At 71.3% G+C, this 17,486-nt stretch carries 13 protein-coding genes and 1 pseudogene; 10 read left to right on the top strand and 4 right to left on the bottom strand.

What is annotated here, in order from left to right:
- Positions 1 to 169: 169 nt before the first annotated feature.
- The 4 genes from ACWD4G_RS43975 (at position 170) to ACWD4G_RS43960 (ending at position 3,140) form a co-directional block, all read left to right on the top strand.
- On the top strand, positions 170 to 559 hold the full coding sequence (locus ACWD4G_RS43975; RefSeq protein WP_451304070.1) for a cell division protein SepF: 390 nt from the start codon (positions 170 to 172) through the stop codon (positions 557 to 559).
- A gap of 182 nt (positions 560 to 741) precedes the next feature.
- A complete protein-coding gene (locus ACWD4G_RS43970) occupies positions 742 to 1,995 on the top strand; it encodes an AAA family ATPase (protein WP_451304068.1) in 1,254 nt (417 codons plus the stop codon).
- Between the two features lie 163 nt (positions 1,996 to 2,158).
- Positions 2,159 to 2,500 carry a nucleotide pyrophosphohydrolase gene (locus tag ACWD4G_RS43965; RefSeq protein ID WP_451304096.1) on the top strand — a complete coding sequence of 114 codons (342 nt, stop codon included), beginning with the start codon at positions 2,159 to 2,161 and terminating at the stop codon, positions 2,498 to 2,500.
- Between the two features lie 163 nt (positions 2,501 to 2,663).
- Complete coding sequence (locus ACWD4G_RS43960) at positions 2,664 to 3,140, top strand: DUF6099 family protein (RefSeq protein ID WP_451304066.1); 477 nt, start codon at positions 2,664 to 2,666, stop codon at positions 3,138 to 3,140.
- A 144-nt stretch (positions 3,141 to 3,284) separates the two neighbouring features.
- Here the strand turns inward: ACWD4G_RS43960 and ACWD4G_RS43955 are convergent.
- Positions 3,285 to 3,711, bottom strand: a pseudogene (locus ACWD4G_RS43955) (IS5/IS1182 family transposase); the annotation flags it as partial.
- A 143-nt stretch (positions 3,712 to 3,854) separates the two neighbouring features.
- On the bottom strand, positions 3,855 to 4,025 hold the full coding sequence (locus ACWD4G_RS43950; protein WP_451304064.1) for a hypothetical protein: 171 nt from the start codon (positions 4,023 to 4,025) through the stop codon (positions 3,855 to 3,857).
- Positions 4,026 to 4,273: 248 nt separating this feature from the next.
- Here ACWD4G_RS43950 and ACWD4G_RS43945 point away from each other — a divergent pair, with 248 nt between their 5' ends.
- The 4 genes from ACWD4G_RS43945 (at position 4,274) to uppS (ending at position 12,316) form a co-directional block, all read left to right on the top strand.
- A complete protein-coding gene (locus ACWD4G_RS43945; RefSeq protein ID WP_451304062.1) occupies positions 4,274 to 5,197 on the top strand; it encodes an LLM class F420-dependent oxidoreductase in 924 nt (307 codons plus the stop codon).
- 4 nt (positions 5,198 to 5,201) lie between these two features.
- Positions 5,202 to 7,424 (top strand): 3' terminal RNA ribose 2'-O-methyltransferase Hen1, encoded by a 2,223-nt coding sequence (locus ACWD4G_RS43940; RefSeq protein WP_451304060.1) that lies wholly within the window; start codon positions 5,202 to 5,204, stop codon positions 7,422 to 7,424.
- Entirely contained in the window at positions 7,421 to 10,015 is a 2,595-nt protein-coding gene (locus ACWD4G_RS43935; RefSeq protein WP_451304058.1) for a polynucleotide kinase-phosphatase, read from the top strand. The genes ACWD4G_RS43940 and ACWD4G_RS43935 overlap by 4 nt, the downstream gene beginning before the upstream one ends.
- A 543-nt stretch (positions 10,016 to 10,558) precedes the next feature.
- The gene (uppS, locus tag ACWD4G_RS43930) at positions 10,559 to 12,316 is read left to right on the top strand and encodes a polyprenyl diphosphate synthase (RefSeq protein ID WP_451304094.1); all 1,758 of its coding nucleotides are present in this window, start codon (positions 10,559 to 10,561) and stop codon (positions 12,314 to 12,316) included.
- 304 nt (positions 12,317 to 12,620) lie between these two features.
- Here the strand turns inward: uppS and ACWD4G_RS43925 are convergent, their stop codons facing one another.
- Complete coding sequence (locus ACWD4G_RS43925; protein WP_451304056.1) at positions 12,621 to 13,520, bottom strand: hypothetical protein; 900 nt, start codon at positions 13,518 to 13,520, stop codon at positions 12,621 to 12,623.
- Positions 13,517 to 14,707, bottom strand: coding sequence for an SPFH domain-containing protein (locus tag ACWD4G_RS43920; protein ID WP_451304054.1), 1,191 nt, complete (start codon positions 14,705 to 14,707; stop codon positions 13,517 to 13,519). Before ACWD4G_RS43920 ends, ACWD4G_RS43925 begins: the two co-directional genes overlap by 4 nt.
- A gap of 241 nt (positions 14,708 to 14,948) precedes the next feature.
- Between ACWD4G_RS43920 and ACWD4G_RS43915 the strand changes: the two genes are divergently transcribed.
- Positions 14,949 to 16,172 (top strand): arginine deiminase, encoded by a 1,224-nt coding sequence (locus ACWD4G_RS43915; protein ID WP_451304052.1) that lies wholly within the window; start codon positions 14,949 to 14,951, stop codon positions 16,170 to 16,172.
- Positions 16,173 to 16,298: 126 nt separating this feature from the next.
- Complete coding sequence (gene argF / locus ACWD4G_RS43910; RefSeq protein WP_451304050.1) at positions 16,299 to 17,315, top strand: ornithine carbamoyltransferase; 1,017 nt, start codon at positions 16,299 to 16,301, stop codon at positions 17,313 to 17,315.
- Positions 17,316 to 17,486 lie beyond the last annotated feature (171 nt).

Below are 17,486 nucleotides of genomic sequence, written 5' to 3'. Positions count from 1 at the left end.
CGCCCACTACACACGAGCCGAAGCGGGGCTGTGAGGGCGCGTTCCGGCCGTTGTCCCCTGGGTGAAGGTGTCGCGGTCCGTGTCGCTGTTGGGCCGAACGGGTGACCATGCGTAAGAATTGGCCGATGCAGTCAGTAGTTGCGAGCCAGGGGGGAGGCCGGTGAGCAGGGTGAGCAGCCACGATGTCACCGACGAACAGTGGGAGGGGCTCGCTCAGGTCGTGCCGCTGCGGGGCCGGGACGCTTGGCCGTCCGCGGTGGACCACCGCTCCATACCTGAGGCGGAGACCGAGGCCAGGCGGCGTTTCGTGGTCCTCCGCGTCAATGTCTTCGCCGACGCCCGCGAGGTCGCCGAGACCCTGATGGCGGGCATCCCGGTCCTCCTCGACCTCTCCGGCGCCGAGACCGACGTGGCCAAGCGCGTCCTCGACTTCAGTACGGGCGTGGTCTTCGGCCTGGCCAGCGGAATGCACCGAGTCGACCGGAACGTGTTCCTGCTCACACCTCCGGGAACCGAGGTGCGGGGGCTGATGGAGGGGGCCGGGATTCCGGGGGTGTAGAGGCGAGCCCCGAGGGCCGGGACTCCGGGTTCAGGGGCCGGCCTTGAGGGCCGGGACTTCCGGGATGCCGGGGCGGGCCCTGAGGGCCGGGGCGTGCGGGGCGGCGAGGGCGCTCCCTCGATCGTAGGAAGGGCGCGGGGGCGGAACGGTTTGGCGGTCGGGCGGACTCTTATCGTCCGCATATGACCGTGTCATCCCTGTCGCCGTCACCCTCCTCCGCCCAGCCCCCGTCAGCAGCCTCCCCGGCCCGGACCTCGTCGCCCTTCCCGGTCCCGGCCTCGTCGCCCTCCCCGGCCCGGTCCCCGTTCCCGGCGCTGGGCCGGCCCGGTGTCGTCGAGTTGCGGTTGTCGGCCTTCGCCGGGCATCGCGGTGTCGTCCTTCCGCTGGGTCCGGTGACCCTGCTCGCGGGGCGCAGCGGCAGTGGCAAGTCGACGGCGCTTCGGGCGTACGAGGCGTTGGCACGGCTCGGCGGGGGCGCGCTCGTCGGTGAGGCGTTCCCCGATCCGGGGAGCTGTGTGCCGGAGCGAGCGCGCCCCGACGCCCAGCGGCGACGCGGCTTCCGCATCGGCTGCACGACCGACGGCCCCGAGGGACCCGTCCGCCTCGATGTCGCCGTACAGGCCGATCCCGAACTCCGTGTCGTCGGCGAGCGGTTGACGGCCGCCGGGCAGATCCTGCTCGAAACGGCGCTGGTGAACCCGGGCCGCCCCTATGTCCAGGCCGCCTGGCACACGGCCGGTTCGACCCCGGTCACCCGTGGCCCGCTGCCCGACGACCGGCTCGGCACGGCCCTGCTCCCCCTGCGTGTCGCGGGCAGGACCGACGGTCAGCGACGGGTGCTGGCCGCCGCCGAGCAGATGGTCGTGGCCCTGCGCTCGGTCTTCGTCTGCGACCCCGGCCCGGCCCGGATGCGCGAGGCCGTCCCCCTCGGCTCCGGACGACTGCTGCCCGGCTGCGACAACCTCGCCGATGTCCTCGGGCGTACGCGTACGGAGTGCGGCCGACGCCATGCGCGGCTGGTCGCGGCGGTACGCGACGGCTGTGCGGGCTCGGTGGCCGATCTGCTGACCGAGCCGCTGCCGGACGGGGTGGTGCGGGCGGTGCTGGACCGGGGCGACGGGGTCCGTACGGACCTCGGGCTGCTGGGCGATGGGGAGTTGAGGTATCTCGCGCTGGCCCTCGTGCTCTGCACCGGGTCCGGGGTCCTGGAGGTCGACCCGGTCGCGGAGGTCCCGGCGGCGATGCAGACCCTCACGGTCCTGGCCGACGGCTTCGACCGCTGTCTCGACCCGCGCCAGACACGGGAGTTGATCCGCCTGGCCGCCGGGATGTGCGAGCGCGGTCACATCCGGCTGGTGGGCGCGGTGAGCGACGCGTCCCCGGCCGTCGGGGTGCCGGGTGTGACGGTGGTAAACCTGGACCGTGAAAGATCCTGAACCGAGCGAAGGGCCGAACGAGGGCCGTACCGGGGACCCGACCGAGGGCGTGGCCGGGGGCCGGGCCGAAGGTCCGACAGGCGGCCGGGCCGAGGGTCCGACAGGCGGCCGGGCCGAAGAGCCGACCCCCGCCCCGACCGGGGGCCGGGCCGACGGGCTGGATGTGGCGGTCCTGCAGCGCCGGCTCGCGGAGTTCGCCGCCGCCCGGGACTGGCAGCCGTACCACACCCCCAAGAACCTCGTCTCCGCCCTGAGCGTCGAGGCCTCCGAACTCGTCGAGATCTTCCAGTGGTTGACGCCGGACGAGTCGGCCCGGGTGATGTCCGACCCCGACACCGCCCACCGAGTCACGGACGAAGTCGCCGATGTGCTCGCCTACTTGCTCCAGCTCTGCCAGGTGCTCGGCATCGACCCGTTGTCAGCGCTGGATGCGAAGATCGACCGCAACGAACGGAGATTCCCGGCGCGGAGGAAGGGGGGCGAGGGGACGGCCGACGAGATGTGACTCGTCACTCTCCGGAGTTGAAAAGTTGTCCACAGTCGATTTGTTATCCACAGATTTCAGGCTTCCACTGGCTTTCTGTATCACTCTCCCTCACTGTGGGTAATGAACAGACAAGAGTTCGGGCGGACGTGTGAGAGCGCGTCGGAACAGTCGGGGGCAGCGCATGGATGCGGTGCGGCTCATCTTGGCGAGCAGACGTGCATTGGCTAGCAGTGTCGAGGGACCTCAGATCATGGGCGAGGCGTGGCAGGCGTACGCCCTCGCCCAGGCGATCGGCAGCCGCCTCGCCGTCTCGGGCCCGCCCGAACTGCGGGGCGAGGCACTGGGGTTGACCGAGTTGGCCGGCAGCGGCTGCGGCATACTCGGCGCCCCGCCACTCGGCGTGGGCGAATTACGCGCGGCCCGACTGACCGAGCTGGGCGATGCCCATGACTCCCTCATTCGCCTCGGCAGCCTCCTCGGCGAGGTCGGCATAGCCCTGGTCGGTCTCGCCAGCGCGGCCGGAGACCAGGCGACGTACTGGCAGTGCATGGAGGCCATCGACGCGGCCGACGAGGCCCGCGACCGAGTCCTGGAGATGCTGCGGCGGTTGGCCGCGAGGGAGAAGGTCCTCTCGGAGAAGGACGCGGCAGCGGGCTGAGCCGTCCGGCGACGGCCGGCTGCCTCTGAGAGCCGGGACGGGAGGGATGGGATGGGATGGGATGGGGGCGGTGAACCTTGCTAAAGGGTGTTGCACAAGGTCGTGTTCGGGCAGGTCAGGGTCGTGATCGTGGTGTTGTGGGCAGTTGAGGTAGGCACCGTCGCCCAGGACGGTCACGCCCTGGCAGTGTTGGCTCAGTCCGGAGGCCCGCCAGGCGTGCGCGTCCGCGGTGGTGCCCGGAACCGGGCGGGCGGCGGCGGTCACAAGGCGGGTGTCGGCATCGCCTATGACCTGCACGTTCGCCGAGAACCGGTAGTCGCGTGACGATGAGCCGACGTTCCGGTCGCGGACCGGGACCAGGGTGCCGTCCACGATCCACAGCCTCTCCGCCGCATCGGCCGTGCCGGAGACGGGCTCAAGCGCCAGCAGCGGGCCGAGCCGCTGGCCGACCCCGCAAGGTGCCGTTGCCGCCCCGTTCCCGCACCACCTTCAACAGACCCGAAAACTGCGTCACCCGCAGCCCCGTGAACGTCTCCACCCACACCCGCTCAGCCCTCAACGCCCCGGCCATACAAGGGAGATGCCCAGTTCACAGCCTTGTGCAACTCCCTTAGAAAAATGAACGGGGGGATGCCCCGGCGAGGTACCCCAGTGCATGGCGAACGCCCGGCCGGAAAGGCGTGGCCGGGCGTTGGTGGGTCGGGGTGGGGGAGGTCAGAGCACGGGCTCGGGGCCCTCCGCCGGGGTCGGCCGCGGTGCCGAGAGGTCCGCGTCGAGCTGGGACAGGTCCGCGTTCAGGGCAGCCATCAACTCCTCCATCTGCTGGAGCAGACCCTTGGGCTGCGCAGGCACGGTGGCCTGCTCCGGCACGGCTTCCTGGGACATGTGACGGCCTCCTCGGCCCTCGCCCCACGAGGGGGCACGTGATGAGAGCGCCCCGGCGGCGCCGCCGGCGACGGGTGCCGGGCGGTCCGGCTCCTCCCGAGCAACGATCCCCGTTCCGGCCGGTCACTGGCCGAACCCCGTCCCATGCACCGGATTGACGGTTTTTCACCCGCCAGGGGATCGCCGGGACCGGCCGCGCGGGCGGGGTTGACCGAGGCGCGCGCACAGCGAGCGTGCAGGATGGGGGCATGGATCTCCGTATCTTCACCGAGCCCCAGCAGGGGGCGTCCTACGACACTCTGCTCACCGTCGCCAAGGCCACCGAGGACCTGGGCTTCGACGCCTTCTTCCGCTCCGACCACTACCTCCGCATGGGCTCCGTCGACGGTCTGCCCGGCCCCACCGACGCCTGGATCACCCTGGCCGGACTCGCCCGCGAGACCAAGCGCATCCGCCTCGGCACCCTGATGACCGCGGGCACCTTCCGTCTGCCCGGCGTCCTCGCCATCCAGGTCGCCCAGGTCGACCAGATGTCCGGCGGCCGGGTCGAACTGGGCCTCGGCGCGGGCTGGTTCGAGGAGGAGCACAAGGCGTACGGCATCCCGTTCCCCAAGGAGAAGTTCGCCCGCCTTGAGGAGCAACTGGCCATCGTCACCGGCCTGTGGGCCACCGAGACCGGCAAGACCTTCTCGTACGAGGGCGACTTCTACCAGCTCACCGACTCGCCCGCGCTGCCGAAGCCGGCGCAGGCGAAGGTGCCGGTGCTCATCGGCGGCCACGGGGCGAGCCGCACACCGCGGCTGGCCGGGCGGTACGCCGACGAGTTCAATATGCCGTTCGCCTCGATCGAGGACAGCGAGCGGCAGTTCGGGCGGGTGCGCAAGGCCGCAGAGGAGGCCGGGCGCAAGGCCGATGACCTGGTGTACTCGAACGCGCTGGTCGTCTGTGTCGGCAAGGACGACGCCGAGGTCGCCCGCCGGGCCGCCGCGATCGGCCGCGAGGTCGACGATCTCAAGGCCAACGGCCTCGCCGGATCGCCGGACGAGGTCGTGGACAAGATCGGCCGCTATCAGGCGATCGGCTGCCGGCGGGTCTATCTCCAGGTCCTCGACCTGGACGACCTGGATCACCTGGAGCTGATCTCGGCGCAGGTGCAGTCGCAGCTTTCGTAGGCCGGTGTCGGCCGGGTGGTCGTGCGGGTGGCGCCGGAGGGGCGGCGGGTGCACCGACCATGAGGCGGGCGGCCGGCCGGTCGGCGGGCGTCTGCGGGCGCTCGGCCACCGCCGGGCCCCGCTGCTCACCGGCCCGCGCGACCTGCGCGGCGGTGCCGCCCGCGCCCACTTCGCCGAGGCATCCGGCGGCGAAGTCATCGAACGGGAGGGCGACTTCACGGAGGGCTCCGCCTACCACCTGGTCGCCCGACTGCTCGACGAGGGCCGCTTCGACTTCACCGCCGTCTTCGCCGGCAACGACCCGATGGCGTTCGGCGCCCTCACCGCACTCCGCGAGTCGGGGCTGTCGGTGCCGGACGACGTGTCGGCCGTCGGCTTCGACGACATCCGCGCCGCCTCACTCGTCAACCCCGCCCTCACCACCGTCCACCGGCCCGCCCACGACGTCGGGCGCACCGCCACCGCGCAACTCCTCCAGTACGTCACCGAGGCCGAACACGGTCGGCGACGTCACTGCCCTCACCGCCCTCACCGACTGCCCCACCGCCCACAGCCCGGTCGCCCCGCCCGGCACGGACAGGGTGACCGAACTGCCGTGATCCGGTGCCGGAAAATCCCTGAGTGCGCCCTGAGTCCCCGCTGTACGTTGGGCACCCACACAGGCATCGGAGGCAAACCCACCGTGTTCCTGACGATCAGTACCACCGGTACCCCAGAGCGCCCCGCGACCGAACTCGGCTATCTGCTGCACAAGCATCCCGACAACGCGCAGGCGTTCTCCACCTCCTACGGCACGGCGCACGTCCTCTACCCCGAGGCGGGCGACGAGCGGTGCACGGCCGCGCTGCTGCTGGAGGTGGACGCGGTGGCACTGGTCCGGCGCGGCAAGGGCAAGGGACGCGGCGGCGCCCCCGACGCCGCGCTCGCCCAGTACGTCAACGACCGCCCCTACGCGGCCTCCTCCCTGCTCGCCGTCGCGCTGAGCAGCGTCTTCTCCAGCGCCATCAACGGCCGCTGCAAGGCCCTGCCCGACGCCCCGGCCCGGCCCCGCCCCCTGCGGATCGAGATACCGGCACTCCCGGCCCGCGGCGGCCCCGCCCTCGTCGTCAAGCTCTTCGAACCGCTCGGCTGGACGGTCACCGCGGAACCCGTACCGCTGGACACCGCGTTCCCGGAGTGGGGCGACTCCCGCTACGTACGCCTGGTCCTGGAGTCGGAGGCGCTGACGCTGGCCGAGGCGCTGCGCCATCTGTACGTCCTGCTGCCGGTCCTCGACGACGCCAAGCACTACTGGGTGGCGTCCGACGAGGTCGACAAGCTGCTGAGGGCGGGCGAGGGCTGGCTCCCGGCCCACCCCGAGCACAGGCTGATCACCAGCCGCTACCTCTCCCGCCGCTGGTCGCTGACCCGGCAGGCCATGGAGCGCCTGGAACTCGTACGCCTCGCCGAGACCGACGACAGCGAGGTCGAGGAGATCGACAACGCGGTGGAGGAGGGCGACAACGCGGTCGAGGAGGGCGAGGGCGAGGGCGCGAACGAGCAGGAGTCGGAGGCCGAGAGGGAGTCTCGGGCCGAGGGGAAGCCGACGCCGCTCGCCGTGCTGCGCCGGGACGCGATCGTCGCCGCCCTCAAGGCGTCCGGCGCCGCCCGCGTCCTCGACCTCGGCTGCGGCCAGGGCCAGTTGGTGCAGGCGCTGCTCAAGGACGTGAGCTTCACCGAGATCGTCGGCACTGATGTGTCCATGCGTGCCCTCACCATCGCCTCCCGCCGCCTCAAGCTGGACCGCATGGGCGAGCGCCAGGCCTCCCGCGTCCAGCTCTTCCAGAGTTCGCTCGCGTACACCGACAAGCGTCTCAAGGGCTACGACGCCGCCGTGCTCTCCGAGGTCATCGAGCACCTCGACCTGCCCCGGCTGCCCGCCCTGGAGTACGCGGTCTTCGGCGCGGCCCGCCCCCGCACGGTCCTCGTCACCACCCCGAACGTCGAGTACAACGTCCGCTGGGAGACCCTCCCCGCCGGCCACGCCCGCCACGGCGACCACCGCTTCGAATGGACGAGGCAGGAGTTCCGCACCTGGGCGGCCAGGGTCGCCGAACGGCACGGCTACGACGTCGAGTTCGCACCCGTAGGCCCAGACGACCCGGAGGTGGGCCCGCCCACCCAGATGGCGATCTTCCAGCTCGGGACCACGAACGAGAAGAACGGCAAGGAGGCGGAGGCAGCATGAGCGAGGCCACGAACGACAGCGGGGCAACCGGTGTCAAGGGGCGCGTCCTCCCCGTCACCGACCTCTCCCTCGTCGTGCTGATCGGCGCCTCCGGCTCCGGAAAGTCGACCTTCGCCCGACGCCACTTCAAGCCCACCGAGGTCATCTCCTCCGACTTCTGCCGCGGCCTGGTCTCGGACGACGAGAACGACCAGAGCGCCACGAAGGACGCCTTCGACGTGCTCCACTACATCGCGGGCAAGCGCCTCGCGGCGGGCCGCCGTACGGTCGTCGACGCGACCAGCGTCCAGCAGGAGTCCCGCAGACAGCTGATCGACCTGGCCAAGCGGCACGACGTCCTGCCGATCGCCATCGTCCTCGACGTCCCCGAGGAGGTGTGCGCCGAGCGCAACGCGTCCCGCACCGACCGCGCCGACATGCCCCGCCGCGTCATCCAGCGCCACACCCGCGAACTCCGCCGCTCCCTGCGCCACCTGGAGCGCGAGGGCTTCCGCAAGGTGCACATCCTGCGCGGGGTGGCGGACATCGAGAACGCCACCGTCGTCACCGAGAAGCGCTTCAACGACCTCACCCACCTCACCGGCCCCTTCGACATCATCGGCGACATCCACGGCTGCGCGTCCGAACTGGAGTCGCTGCTCGGCAAGTTGGGTTATGCCGACGGCGTGCACCCGGAGGGCCGTACGGCGGTCTTCGTCGGCGACCTCGTCGACCGGGGCCCCGACAGCCCCGGCGTACTGCGCCGCGTCATGTCCATGGTCGGCTCCGGCAACGCTCTCTGCGTCCCCGGCAACCACGAGAACAAGTACGGCCGTTACCTCAAGGGCCGCAAGGTCCAGCACACCCATGGCCTCGCCGAGACCATCGCGCAGATGGAGGGCGAGAGCGAGGAGTTCACGAAGCGGGTACGGGAGTTCATCGACGGCCTCGTCAGCCACTACGTCCTCGACGGCGGCCGACTGGTCGTCTGCCACGCGGGCCTGCCGGAGAAGTACCACGGCCGCACCTCGGGGCGGGTGCGTTCGCACGCCCTGTACGGCGACACCACCGGCGAGACCGACGAGTTCGGGCTGCCGGTGCGTTACCCGTGGGCGGAGGACTACCGGGGCCGCGCGGCGGTGGTCTACGGCCACACGCCCGTGCCCACCGCCACCTGGCTGAACAACACCATCTGCCTGGACACGGGCGCCGTCTTCGGCGGCAGGCTCACCGCGCTGCGCTGGCCGGAGCGCGAACTGGTCGACGTACCCGCCGAGAAGGTCTGGTACGAGCCCACCAAGCCGCTCGCCTCCGAGGCCCCCGGCGGCCACGAGGGCCGTCCGCTGGACCTCGCCGACGTACACGGCCGCCGGATCGTCGAGACCCGGTACGACGGCCATGGCCGCGTCTCCGTCCGCGAGGAGAATGCGGCGGCTGCCCTGGAGGTCATGAGCCGCTTCGCCATCGACCCGCGCCTGCTGCCGTACCTGCCCCCGACCATGGCCCCGACAGCCACCTCGCACATTGAGGCCCGCGGCGGAGCCGCTGATGAGCACTACTTGGAGCACCCGGCGGAGGCGTTCGCCCAGTACGCGGCGGACGGCATCGCGCGGGTCGTGTGCGAGGAGAAGCACATGGGCTCGCGGGCGGTGGCCCTGGTCTGCCGCGACGCGGACGCCGCCCGCGCACACTTCGGGGTGGACGGCCCGACCGGCTCCCTCTACACCCGCACGGGCCGCCCGTTCTTCGACGACGAGGCGCGGACGGAGGAGATCCTCGGCCGCGTCCACGAGGCGATGACGGCGGCAGGCCTCTGGACCGAACTGGACACCGACTGGGTCCTGCTGGACGCCGAGCTGATGCCGTGGTCGCTGAAGGCATCCGGTCTGCTGCGCAGTCAGTACGCGGCGGTGGGCGCCGCCTCCGGCGCGGTGTTCCCGGGTGCGCTCGCGGCCCTGGAGAGCGCGGCGGCCCGGGGTATCGACGTGGGGGACCTCCTGTCCCGCCAGCGCGAGCGGTCCGCCGACGCCGCCGCGTTCACGGACGCGTACCGCCGCTACTGCTGGCCGACGGAGGGCCTGGACGGGGTCCGGCTGGCACCGTTCCAGATCCTCGCCGTCCAGGGCCGCAGCCTGGCCGCACTGCCGCACGACGAGCAGTTGACGCTGATCGACCGCCTGGTCGAGCACGACACCGGCACGCTGCTGCAGACCACCCGCCGGCTGTTCGTCGACACGACCGACGAGGACTCGGTCCGGGCGGGCGTCGACTGGTGGCTGGAGATGACGGGCAGGGGCGGCGAGGGCATGGTCGTCAAACCGGTGGAGGCGGTCGCGCGCAGCACGGAGGGCCGCCTGGTCCAGCCCGGCATCAAGTGCCGTGGCCGCGAATACCTCCGCATCATCTACGGCCCGGAGTACACCCGCCCCGACAACCTCACCCGCCTCCGCAACCGCTTCCTCAACCACAAACGATCCCTGGCCATGCGCGAATACGTCCTCGGCCTGGAGGCCTTGTCCCGCCTGACCGAGGGCGAGCCCCTGTGGCGAGTCCACGAGCCGGTGTTCGCGGTACTGGCACTGGAATCAGAGCCGGTGGACCCCCGGTTGTAACCGGTCCCGCATCGAGGACAGCCACGCGGCTGGGCCGGCTGCCCACCCGGCCGTCGTGGCTGCGGGCAGCCGCGCCGCTGGGTCGATTGTCGCCTTAGCTGCGGGCAATCGTGCCGCTGGGGCGGCACCCATCCCAAAGAGAGCGGCACCCTGTCAGCGCCGGTAAGCGAAACCCACCCCCGCCCCACCCCGGCACCGGGTTGCCACGAAACCCACCCCCCGCCCAGCCCCGGTGCCGGGTTGCCGCACCCTCGCCCCGGCACCGGTCGTACACCCTCCCCCACAACAACCGCCCCACCTGCAAACCGCCCAAACCCCTGGTTGTAGGGTCACAACCAGGCATGGCCGCACTCCACGTTCGAGTGACATCGGTCCAGTCGGTCTCACTCAAGCCCCGTGGAGATCCCCTTGCGCCGCACCCCCACACCCCCCGGCCGAGGCCGCGCCACCACGCACCCCGGCCGGGACCGCCTCACCCTCACCGCCGCCTACGAGGAATGCCGCCGCCTGGTCCGCACGACCCGCCCCACCGAGCACGCCCTGATGCGGTTGATGCCCCCGGCGGCCCGCCCCGCCTGCTGGGCCCTGTACGCGGCCTTCTCCCACGCCGACGACCTCCTCGACTCCACCGAGGGAACCCCCGAGGAGCGCGCCCTTCGCCTCAGCGAATGGCGCACCGCCCTGGAGGCCGACCTCACCACCGGCACCAGCGACGACCCGATCCGCCTCGCCCTCACCGACTCGGTCTGGCACTGGGGCCTGGACGTCGGCGACCTCCTCGCCGCCCTGGACGCGGTCCAGCGCGACCACGGCCGCAAGGGCGTCGCCACCTGGCAGGAGTGGCGCGAACGCGCCCACGCCCAGAACATCAGCTGGCCCGAACAGCTGATGCGCATGTTGGTCCGCTGCGGACTGCCGGTCCCGGTCCGCCTCCGCGACCTCCCCGGCTTCACCCGTTTCGTCGAGGGCCTCTACCTCACCGACACCCTCCGCGACCTGGTCGACGACCTCGACGGCGAGGACCTGTGGATTCCCCAGGAGGTACTCGACCGCTTCGACGTCACCCCGGAGGACCTGCGCGCCCGCCGCTGGACCCCCGCCGTCCAGCGACTGATCACTCATCTGACGGACCAGGCAAGGGAGTGGCTGGAGGCATCCCGCCGAGCCCTCCGGGGCACCCTGCCCCTCGGCCCCACGATCGTCCTGGACACCGCGGTGGACCTCTTCACCGCCGAACTGGACGCCATCGTCCGCTCCGGCTCCGCCGCCCTGCACCGCCCCATCCGCGTCCCCCGCCTCACCGAGTGGCGCATCCTGACCCCGGCCAGGGCGAGGTCGGCCGTGGTCTGGCGCCTGACCCTCCCCCCGACGGCGACCACAGCCACGACTCCCGCGACGCATCCCGGCGCGAACGGCGAGAACGCGGGCCGTGAGAACGCGAACCGCGACCACGACGAACCGACCGCCGTTCCCGCGAACGCGCTCGACCCCACTCCTGCGGCCATCACCTCCCGCATCGCCGAACCACCTCTCCCACCCCGCCCCCACAGCGAGGGCGTCCGCCCCCCGGAGATACCGCCCGCCCACCTCCCCCAGCACGTGGCGATCGTCATGGACGGCAACGGCCGCTGGGCCACAGGCCTCGGCCTGCCACGTGACGAGGGCCATCGCGCCGGGGCGGTCGCCCTGCGGGACGTGGTCCAGGGTGCCCTGGAGATCGGCCTGCCCCACCTCACGGTCTACGCCTTCTCCACGGAGAACTGGAAGCGGTCCCCGGCCGAGGTCTCCAAACTCTTCGCGATCATGCGCGCCGAACTCCTCGATGGCGAACTCCTCGACCACGACGTACGTCTGCGCTGGGTGGGTTCACCCGACGGCCTCCCGGACGACGTGGTGGAGGTCCTCCGGGCCCAGCAGCACGCCACCCGCCACCGCACGGGCCTGACCCTCAACGTGTGCGTCAACTACGGCGGCCGAGCGGAACTGACCCGGGCGGGCGCCTCCCTGGCCAGGGCGGCCCTGGCCGGTGAACTGGACCCGAACAACATCTCCGAGCACGTCTTCGCGGCCCACCTCCCGTACCACGCCATGCCCGACGTGGACCTCCTCTGGCGCACCAGCGGCGAACTCCGCATCTCCAACTTCCTCCCCTGGCACGCCCACTACGCCGAACTCCACTTCACCGACCAGCCCTGGCCGGAAATGGACCGCCGAGACCTCTGGCAGGCCCTGGAGACCTACACCCACCGCAAACGCAGAAAGGGCGCGGCCCCACCGGCCCCGACCACCACCAGCGAGTGACCGGGCCCGCCAGGTGCCTGCCCCGCACCCGCCTCTGCCGCCCCACTCCCATCCGCTGGAGCCGGCCGACGGCAGCGGGTGGCTGGGTGTCTGCCGGGCATCCGGGTCTGTCGTCCCACTCCCATCCGCCGGAGCCCCCCCCGACGCCAGTGGGTGGCTTGCCCGGCCGGGGTGTCTGCCGCGCACCCGCCCCCTGTCGGTCTGCCCACTCGCACCCGCCGCGACGGCGCTCAGCCACGATGGTGCGTCCCGGCGGTGCCCAACCCACGCCCGCCCACCCCCCCCACCTGGTGCCGCCCCCGAATCAGCCGATCAGCCGCAGCCGTGTCTCCGCCACCCCCACCCGTACGGTCTGCCCCCACGTCAGCTCCAGCGCGTCCCCCTCCATGCCGTCCCCGAAGGCGATGAGCCGGTCCGACTCCACGGTCAGGGTCAGGTGGGCGGAAGCGGTGAGGCGCCCGGCCACCAGTGACGTCCCCGTGACCGGCGAGGGCCATGCCTCCCGTACGAACCACAGCAGTTGGGCCTCGCGGCGATCCGGCAGCGGCAGCTCGCTCGCCCGCTCCTGCCACACCGACCGAATCCATCCGCTCGCCCCGGTCCCGGTCCCCACCAGCACCCCGGACGAGGCCTGGGGCTCGACGACACCCCTGTCGCCGTCGAGCCCCAGGCGGTACCGGGCGGTCTGGTGCCCCGCCGCCCCGAGGTAGATCTCATTGAGCGCCACCAGCCGCTGCGTGTCGTCGGCGACGGCCTCGACCATCGTCAACTCATCGACACGGGACCCCTCCCGCACCGCGGAGGCCATCAACTTCCCGGCCTGACCGGGCCGATGCCGTACCAGCACCCCCGGATTCCGCCCGGGATCGGCGTCGACCCCCACCACCGGCTGCCCGACGAGGTACTTGGCGACATTGGCCACCAGCCCGTCCTGCCCGACCACGACCACCACGTCCTCGGGCGCGAACAGAAACCGGTCCAGGTCACCTCGCTCCACCCGGGCCTGACGCCACGTCAACGGCACCGACGAGGCGACCTCGGCCAGGGCGGCACGCTCCCGCCGATGCCGCTCGGCCACGTCCTCGATGTCCCGCCCCCGCGACCGCAGGAAGAAGGCGGCCTGGCCGTGCGTACTGTGCCGGGCCACCAACTCCTCGTACTCGCTGGTGCGATGAACGAGCACCACCCGAGGCGCGAGACTCACGCCGTTTCCCCGCCCCCGGTCGCCGCCGCGGTGCCGCCCAGCTTGGCCAGCAAACCGGTCAGCACGTCAGGGGAGACCGTCAGGTTCTCGATGCGCGGCAGATTCTCCGCGAGCCGAGTCGCGGTGAGCGCGCGCAGGGTCGCGGCGTCCGCTTCCCCGTGCACCCGCAGCCACGCCGCCTGAGCCTCGGCCCGCGCCGCCCCGACCGTCCGCTCGGCCCGAGCCTCCGCCTCCGAGAGCCGCGTCCGCCGCTCGGCCTCCGCCTCGGCGAGCCGCACACCGCGCTCGGCCTCCGCCTCGGCGAGCTTGACGTTACGTGTGGCCTCCGCCTCCGCCAGCCGCACACTCCGCGCCGCCTCCGCCTCGGCGAGCTTCACGGTCCGTGCCGCCTCCGCCTCGGTCAGCCGGAGTGTCCGCGCTGCCTCCGCCCCGGCCTTCACGGCGTCCGCCGCGGCCCTCTCCTCCGCCTCCCGGCGCGCGTTCGTCCCCCGCTGTTCGACCAACTGCTCCTCGCGCCGGGCGAGTTCGATCTGGCTGGCCAGCTCGTTCTCGGCGATGGCCCGTTCCCGCTCGACGGCCACGGCACGGCGTTCGTACGTCGCCCGGTCCGCCTCCTGCTGGATCTGCTCCCGAGCGGGCGTCCGCAGCGCCCGCTCCACCTCGGGTTCGGGCCGCAGCGCGACCACGCGTACGGCGACGATCTCGATCCCGGTGGCCGGCAGCCGGGGCTCGGCGGCCAGCCCGCTCGCCACCCGTTGCCGTACCGCCGCGACCCCGTCGACCAGGGCCGACGACAACGACGTACGGGCCAGTACGTCCAGCGCGTGCTGCTGGGCCGTCTCCGTCAGCAGCGTCGACAACTGCTCCAGCGGCGCACCCCGCCACACCCCCGTGTCGGGGTCGATGGAGAAGTCGAGGCGGGCGGCGGCGATCTCAGGATCGTCGATCCGGTAGGTCACCGTCGCCTGCACCGCCACGTCCTGGAAGTCGGACGTACGGGCGTGAAAGGTCATCGCCAACTCCCGGTCGTCCACCGGGATCTCCGACAGCGCGGCGGTCAGCGACCGGTACCAGAAGCTCAGCCCCGGACCGTCGTGCACCAGCCGTCCCGAACGGTGGTGACGGATGTGCGCGGTGGGCGCACCCCGCAGATGCCGCCAGCCGAGCCGCCTGGTGATGTCGGCCATGGATGATCCCCCTCACGAACACCGATTAACGTCACTTAGACGATAATAGAGCGGCCCGCTTATCGTCAAGGGGACGAAATGAAACGGTCGCGGTTCCGATCCAGCCGACCGGCGGGTGCTGCGTCTTCCCGGGGGGCAACCCCCGGACCCCCGGCAGAAAAGCAGGTCGGCCCGGGTGGCCGGCGCGGACATCGCGGGGCCGGCCTGAGTGAACACGCGCCCGAATGGTCAGGATGAAGGTATGGGTTTCCATGTCGACTCCGAGGCCGGGCGGCTGCGCCGCGTCATCCTTCACCGGCCGGATCTAGAGCTCAAAAGGCTCACGCCCAGCAACAAGGACGCGCTGCTCTTCGACGATGTGCTCTGGGTGCGCCGGGCGCGCGCCGAGCACGACGGCTTCGCGGACGTCCTGCGCGACCGGGGCGTCGCCGTCCACCTCTTCGGCGACCTCCTCACCGATGTCATGCGGCTTCCCGAGGCCCGGGAACTCGTCCTCGACCGCGTCTTCGACGAGAAGGAGTACGGCCCGCTCGCCACGGACCACCTCAGAGCCGCCTTCGAGTCCCTGCCCCTCGCCGAACTGGTCGAGGCGCTGATCGGCGGCATGACCAAGCGCGAGTTCCTCGCCGCGCACGCCGAACCGGCCTCCGTGCGCTTCCATGTCATGGAACTCGACGACTTCCTCCTCCAACCCCTCCCCAACCACCTCTTCACCCGCGACACCTCCGCCTGGATCTACGACGGGGTCTCCATCAACGCCATGCGCTGGCCGGCCCGCCGGCGCGAGACGGTCCACTTCGAGGCGATCTACCGACACCACCCCCTCTTCCGGCCCGAGACCTTCCACATCTGGTCGGAGGGGCAGGCCGACTACCCGTCCACCATCGAGGGCGGTGACGTCCTGGTCATCGGCAACGGCGCGGTCCTCATCGGCATGAGCGAGCGCACCACCCCCCAGGCCGTCGAGATGCTCGCCCACAAGCTCTTCGCCGCCGGTTCCGCGCAGACGATCGTCGCCCTCGACATGCCGAAACGCCGGGCCTTCATGCATCTGGACACCGTCATGACCATGGTCGGCGCCGACACCTTCACCCAGTACGCCGGGCTCGGCATGCTCCGCTCGTACACGATCGAGCCGGGCGTCGGCGAGAAGGAACTCAAGGTCACCGACCATCCGCCGGAGCACATGCACCGCGCCATCGCCGCCGCCCTCGGCCTCAACGAGATCCGCGTCCTGACCGCCACCCAGGACGTCCACGCCGCCGAACGCGAACAATGGGACGACGGCTGCAACGTCCTCGCCGTCGAACCCGGCGTCGTCGTCGCCTACGAACGCAACGCCACCACCAACACCCATCTGCGCAAGCAGGGCATCGAGGTCATCGAGATCCCCGGCAGCGAACTGGGCCGGGGGAGGGGCGGCCCCCGCTGTATGAGCTGCCCGGTGGAGAGATCGCCCGTGTAGAGCCATCCACAGGGAAGGGGGCCGTCCGTATAGAAATGTGGAACATCGTATAGACTTCCAAACCTTCTTGCGATGTCTCTCGATGTTGTTGATGTTTCTCTGTCGTACTCACCCCAGGAGCGCCCCATGGCGACCGTTCCCCACGCCCTCGCCGGGCGCCACTTCCTCAAGGAGCTGGACTTCACCGCGGAGGAGTTCCGCGGGTTGATCGAGCTGGCCGTGGAACTGAAGGCGGCGAAGAGGGCCGGGACGGAGACCCAGCACCTCCTGGGCAGGAACATCGCGCTGATCTTCGAGAAGACCTCGACCCGCACCCGCTGCGCGTTCGAGGTCGCCGCGGCCGACCAGGGCGCCCGCACCACCTATCTCGACCCCTCCGGCTCACAGATGGGGCACAAGGAGTCGGTCCGGGACACGGCACGCGTACTCGGCCGGATGTTCGACGCGATCGAGTTCCGCGGGGACAGTCAGGAGAACGTCGAGGAACTCGCCGCGTACGCCGGGGTGCCCGTCTACAACGGCCTCACCGATGACTGGCACCCCACCCAGATGCTCGCCGATGTGATGACCATGACCGAGCACTGCGCCAAGCCGCTCGACGAGATGGTCTTCGCCTACCTCGGCGACGCCCGCTTCAACATGGGCAACTCCTACCTGGTCACCGGCGCCCTCCTCGGCATGGACGTCCGGATCGTCGCCCCCCGGGCCTACTGGCCCGCCGAGGAAGTCGTCACCCACGCCCACAAGCTCGCCAAGGTCAGCGGCGCCCGCATCACGCTCACCGAGCACATCCACGAGGGCGTCCGGGGCGCCGACTTCGTCGCCACGGACGTCTGGGTGTCGATGGGCGAGCCCAAGGAGGTCTGGGACGAGCGCATCGGCGCCCTCTCCCCGTACGCCGTGACCATGGACGTCCTCAACGCCACCGGCAACCCCGACGTCAAGTTCCTCCACTGCCTCCCGGCCTTCCACGACCTCGGCACCAAGGTCGGCCGCGAGATCCACGAACTCCACGGCCTCGACTCCCTCGAAGTCACCGACGAGGTCTTCGAGTCCTCTCACTCGATCGTCTTCGACGAGGCCGAGAACCGTCTCCACACGATCAAGGCGATCCTGGTGGCAACCCTGACGAAGGGCACGTGAGGCTGCCGCCCAACAGCTCGGGGGTACGGGTGTGCTGGCGGGTGCGGGTTGTATGTGGTTGCTCGCGCAGTTCCCCGCGCCACGAAGCCGGCCTGGACGAGCCGTACGTCGGCGCCGGCCAGCCTGCTGATGAGGATGTTGCCGACCTTGTCGTACACGGCGTCGGGCCAC

Source organism: Streptomyces sp. NPDC002643, from assembly GCF_053592555.1.
The sequence above is the reverse complement of the archived record's forward strand: the minus strand, read 5'-3'. Positions and strand labels throughout refer to the sequence as shown.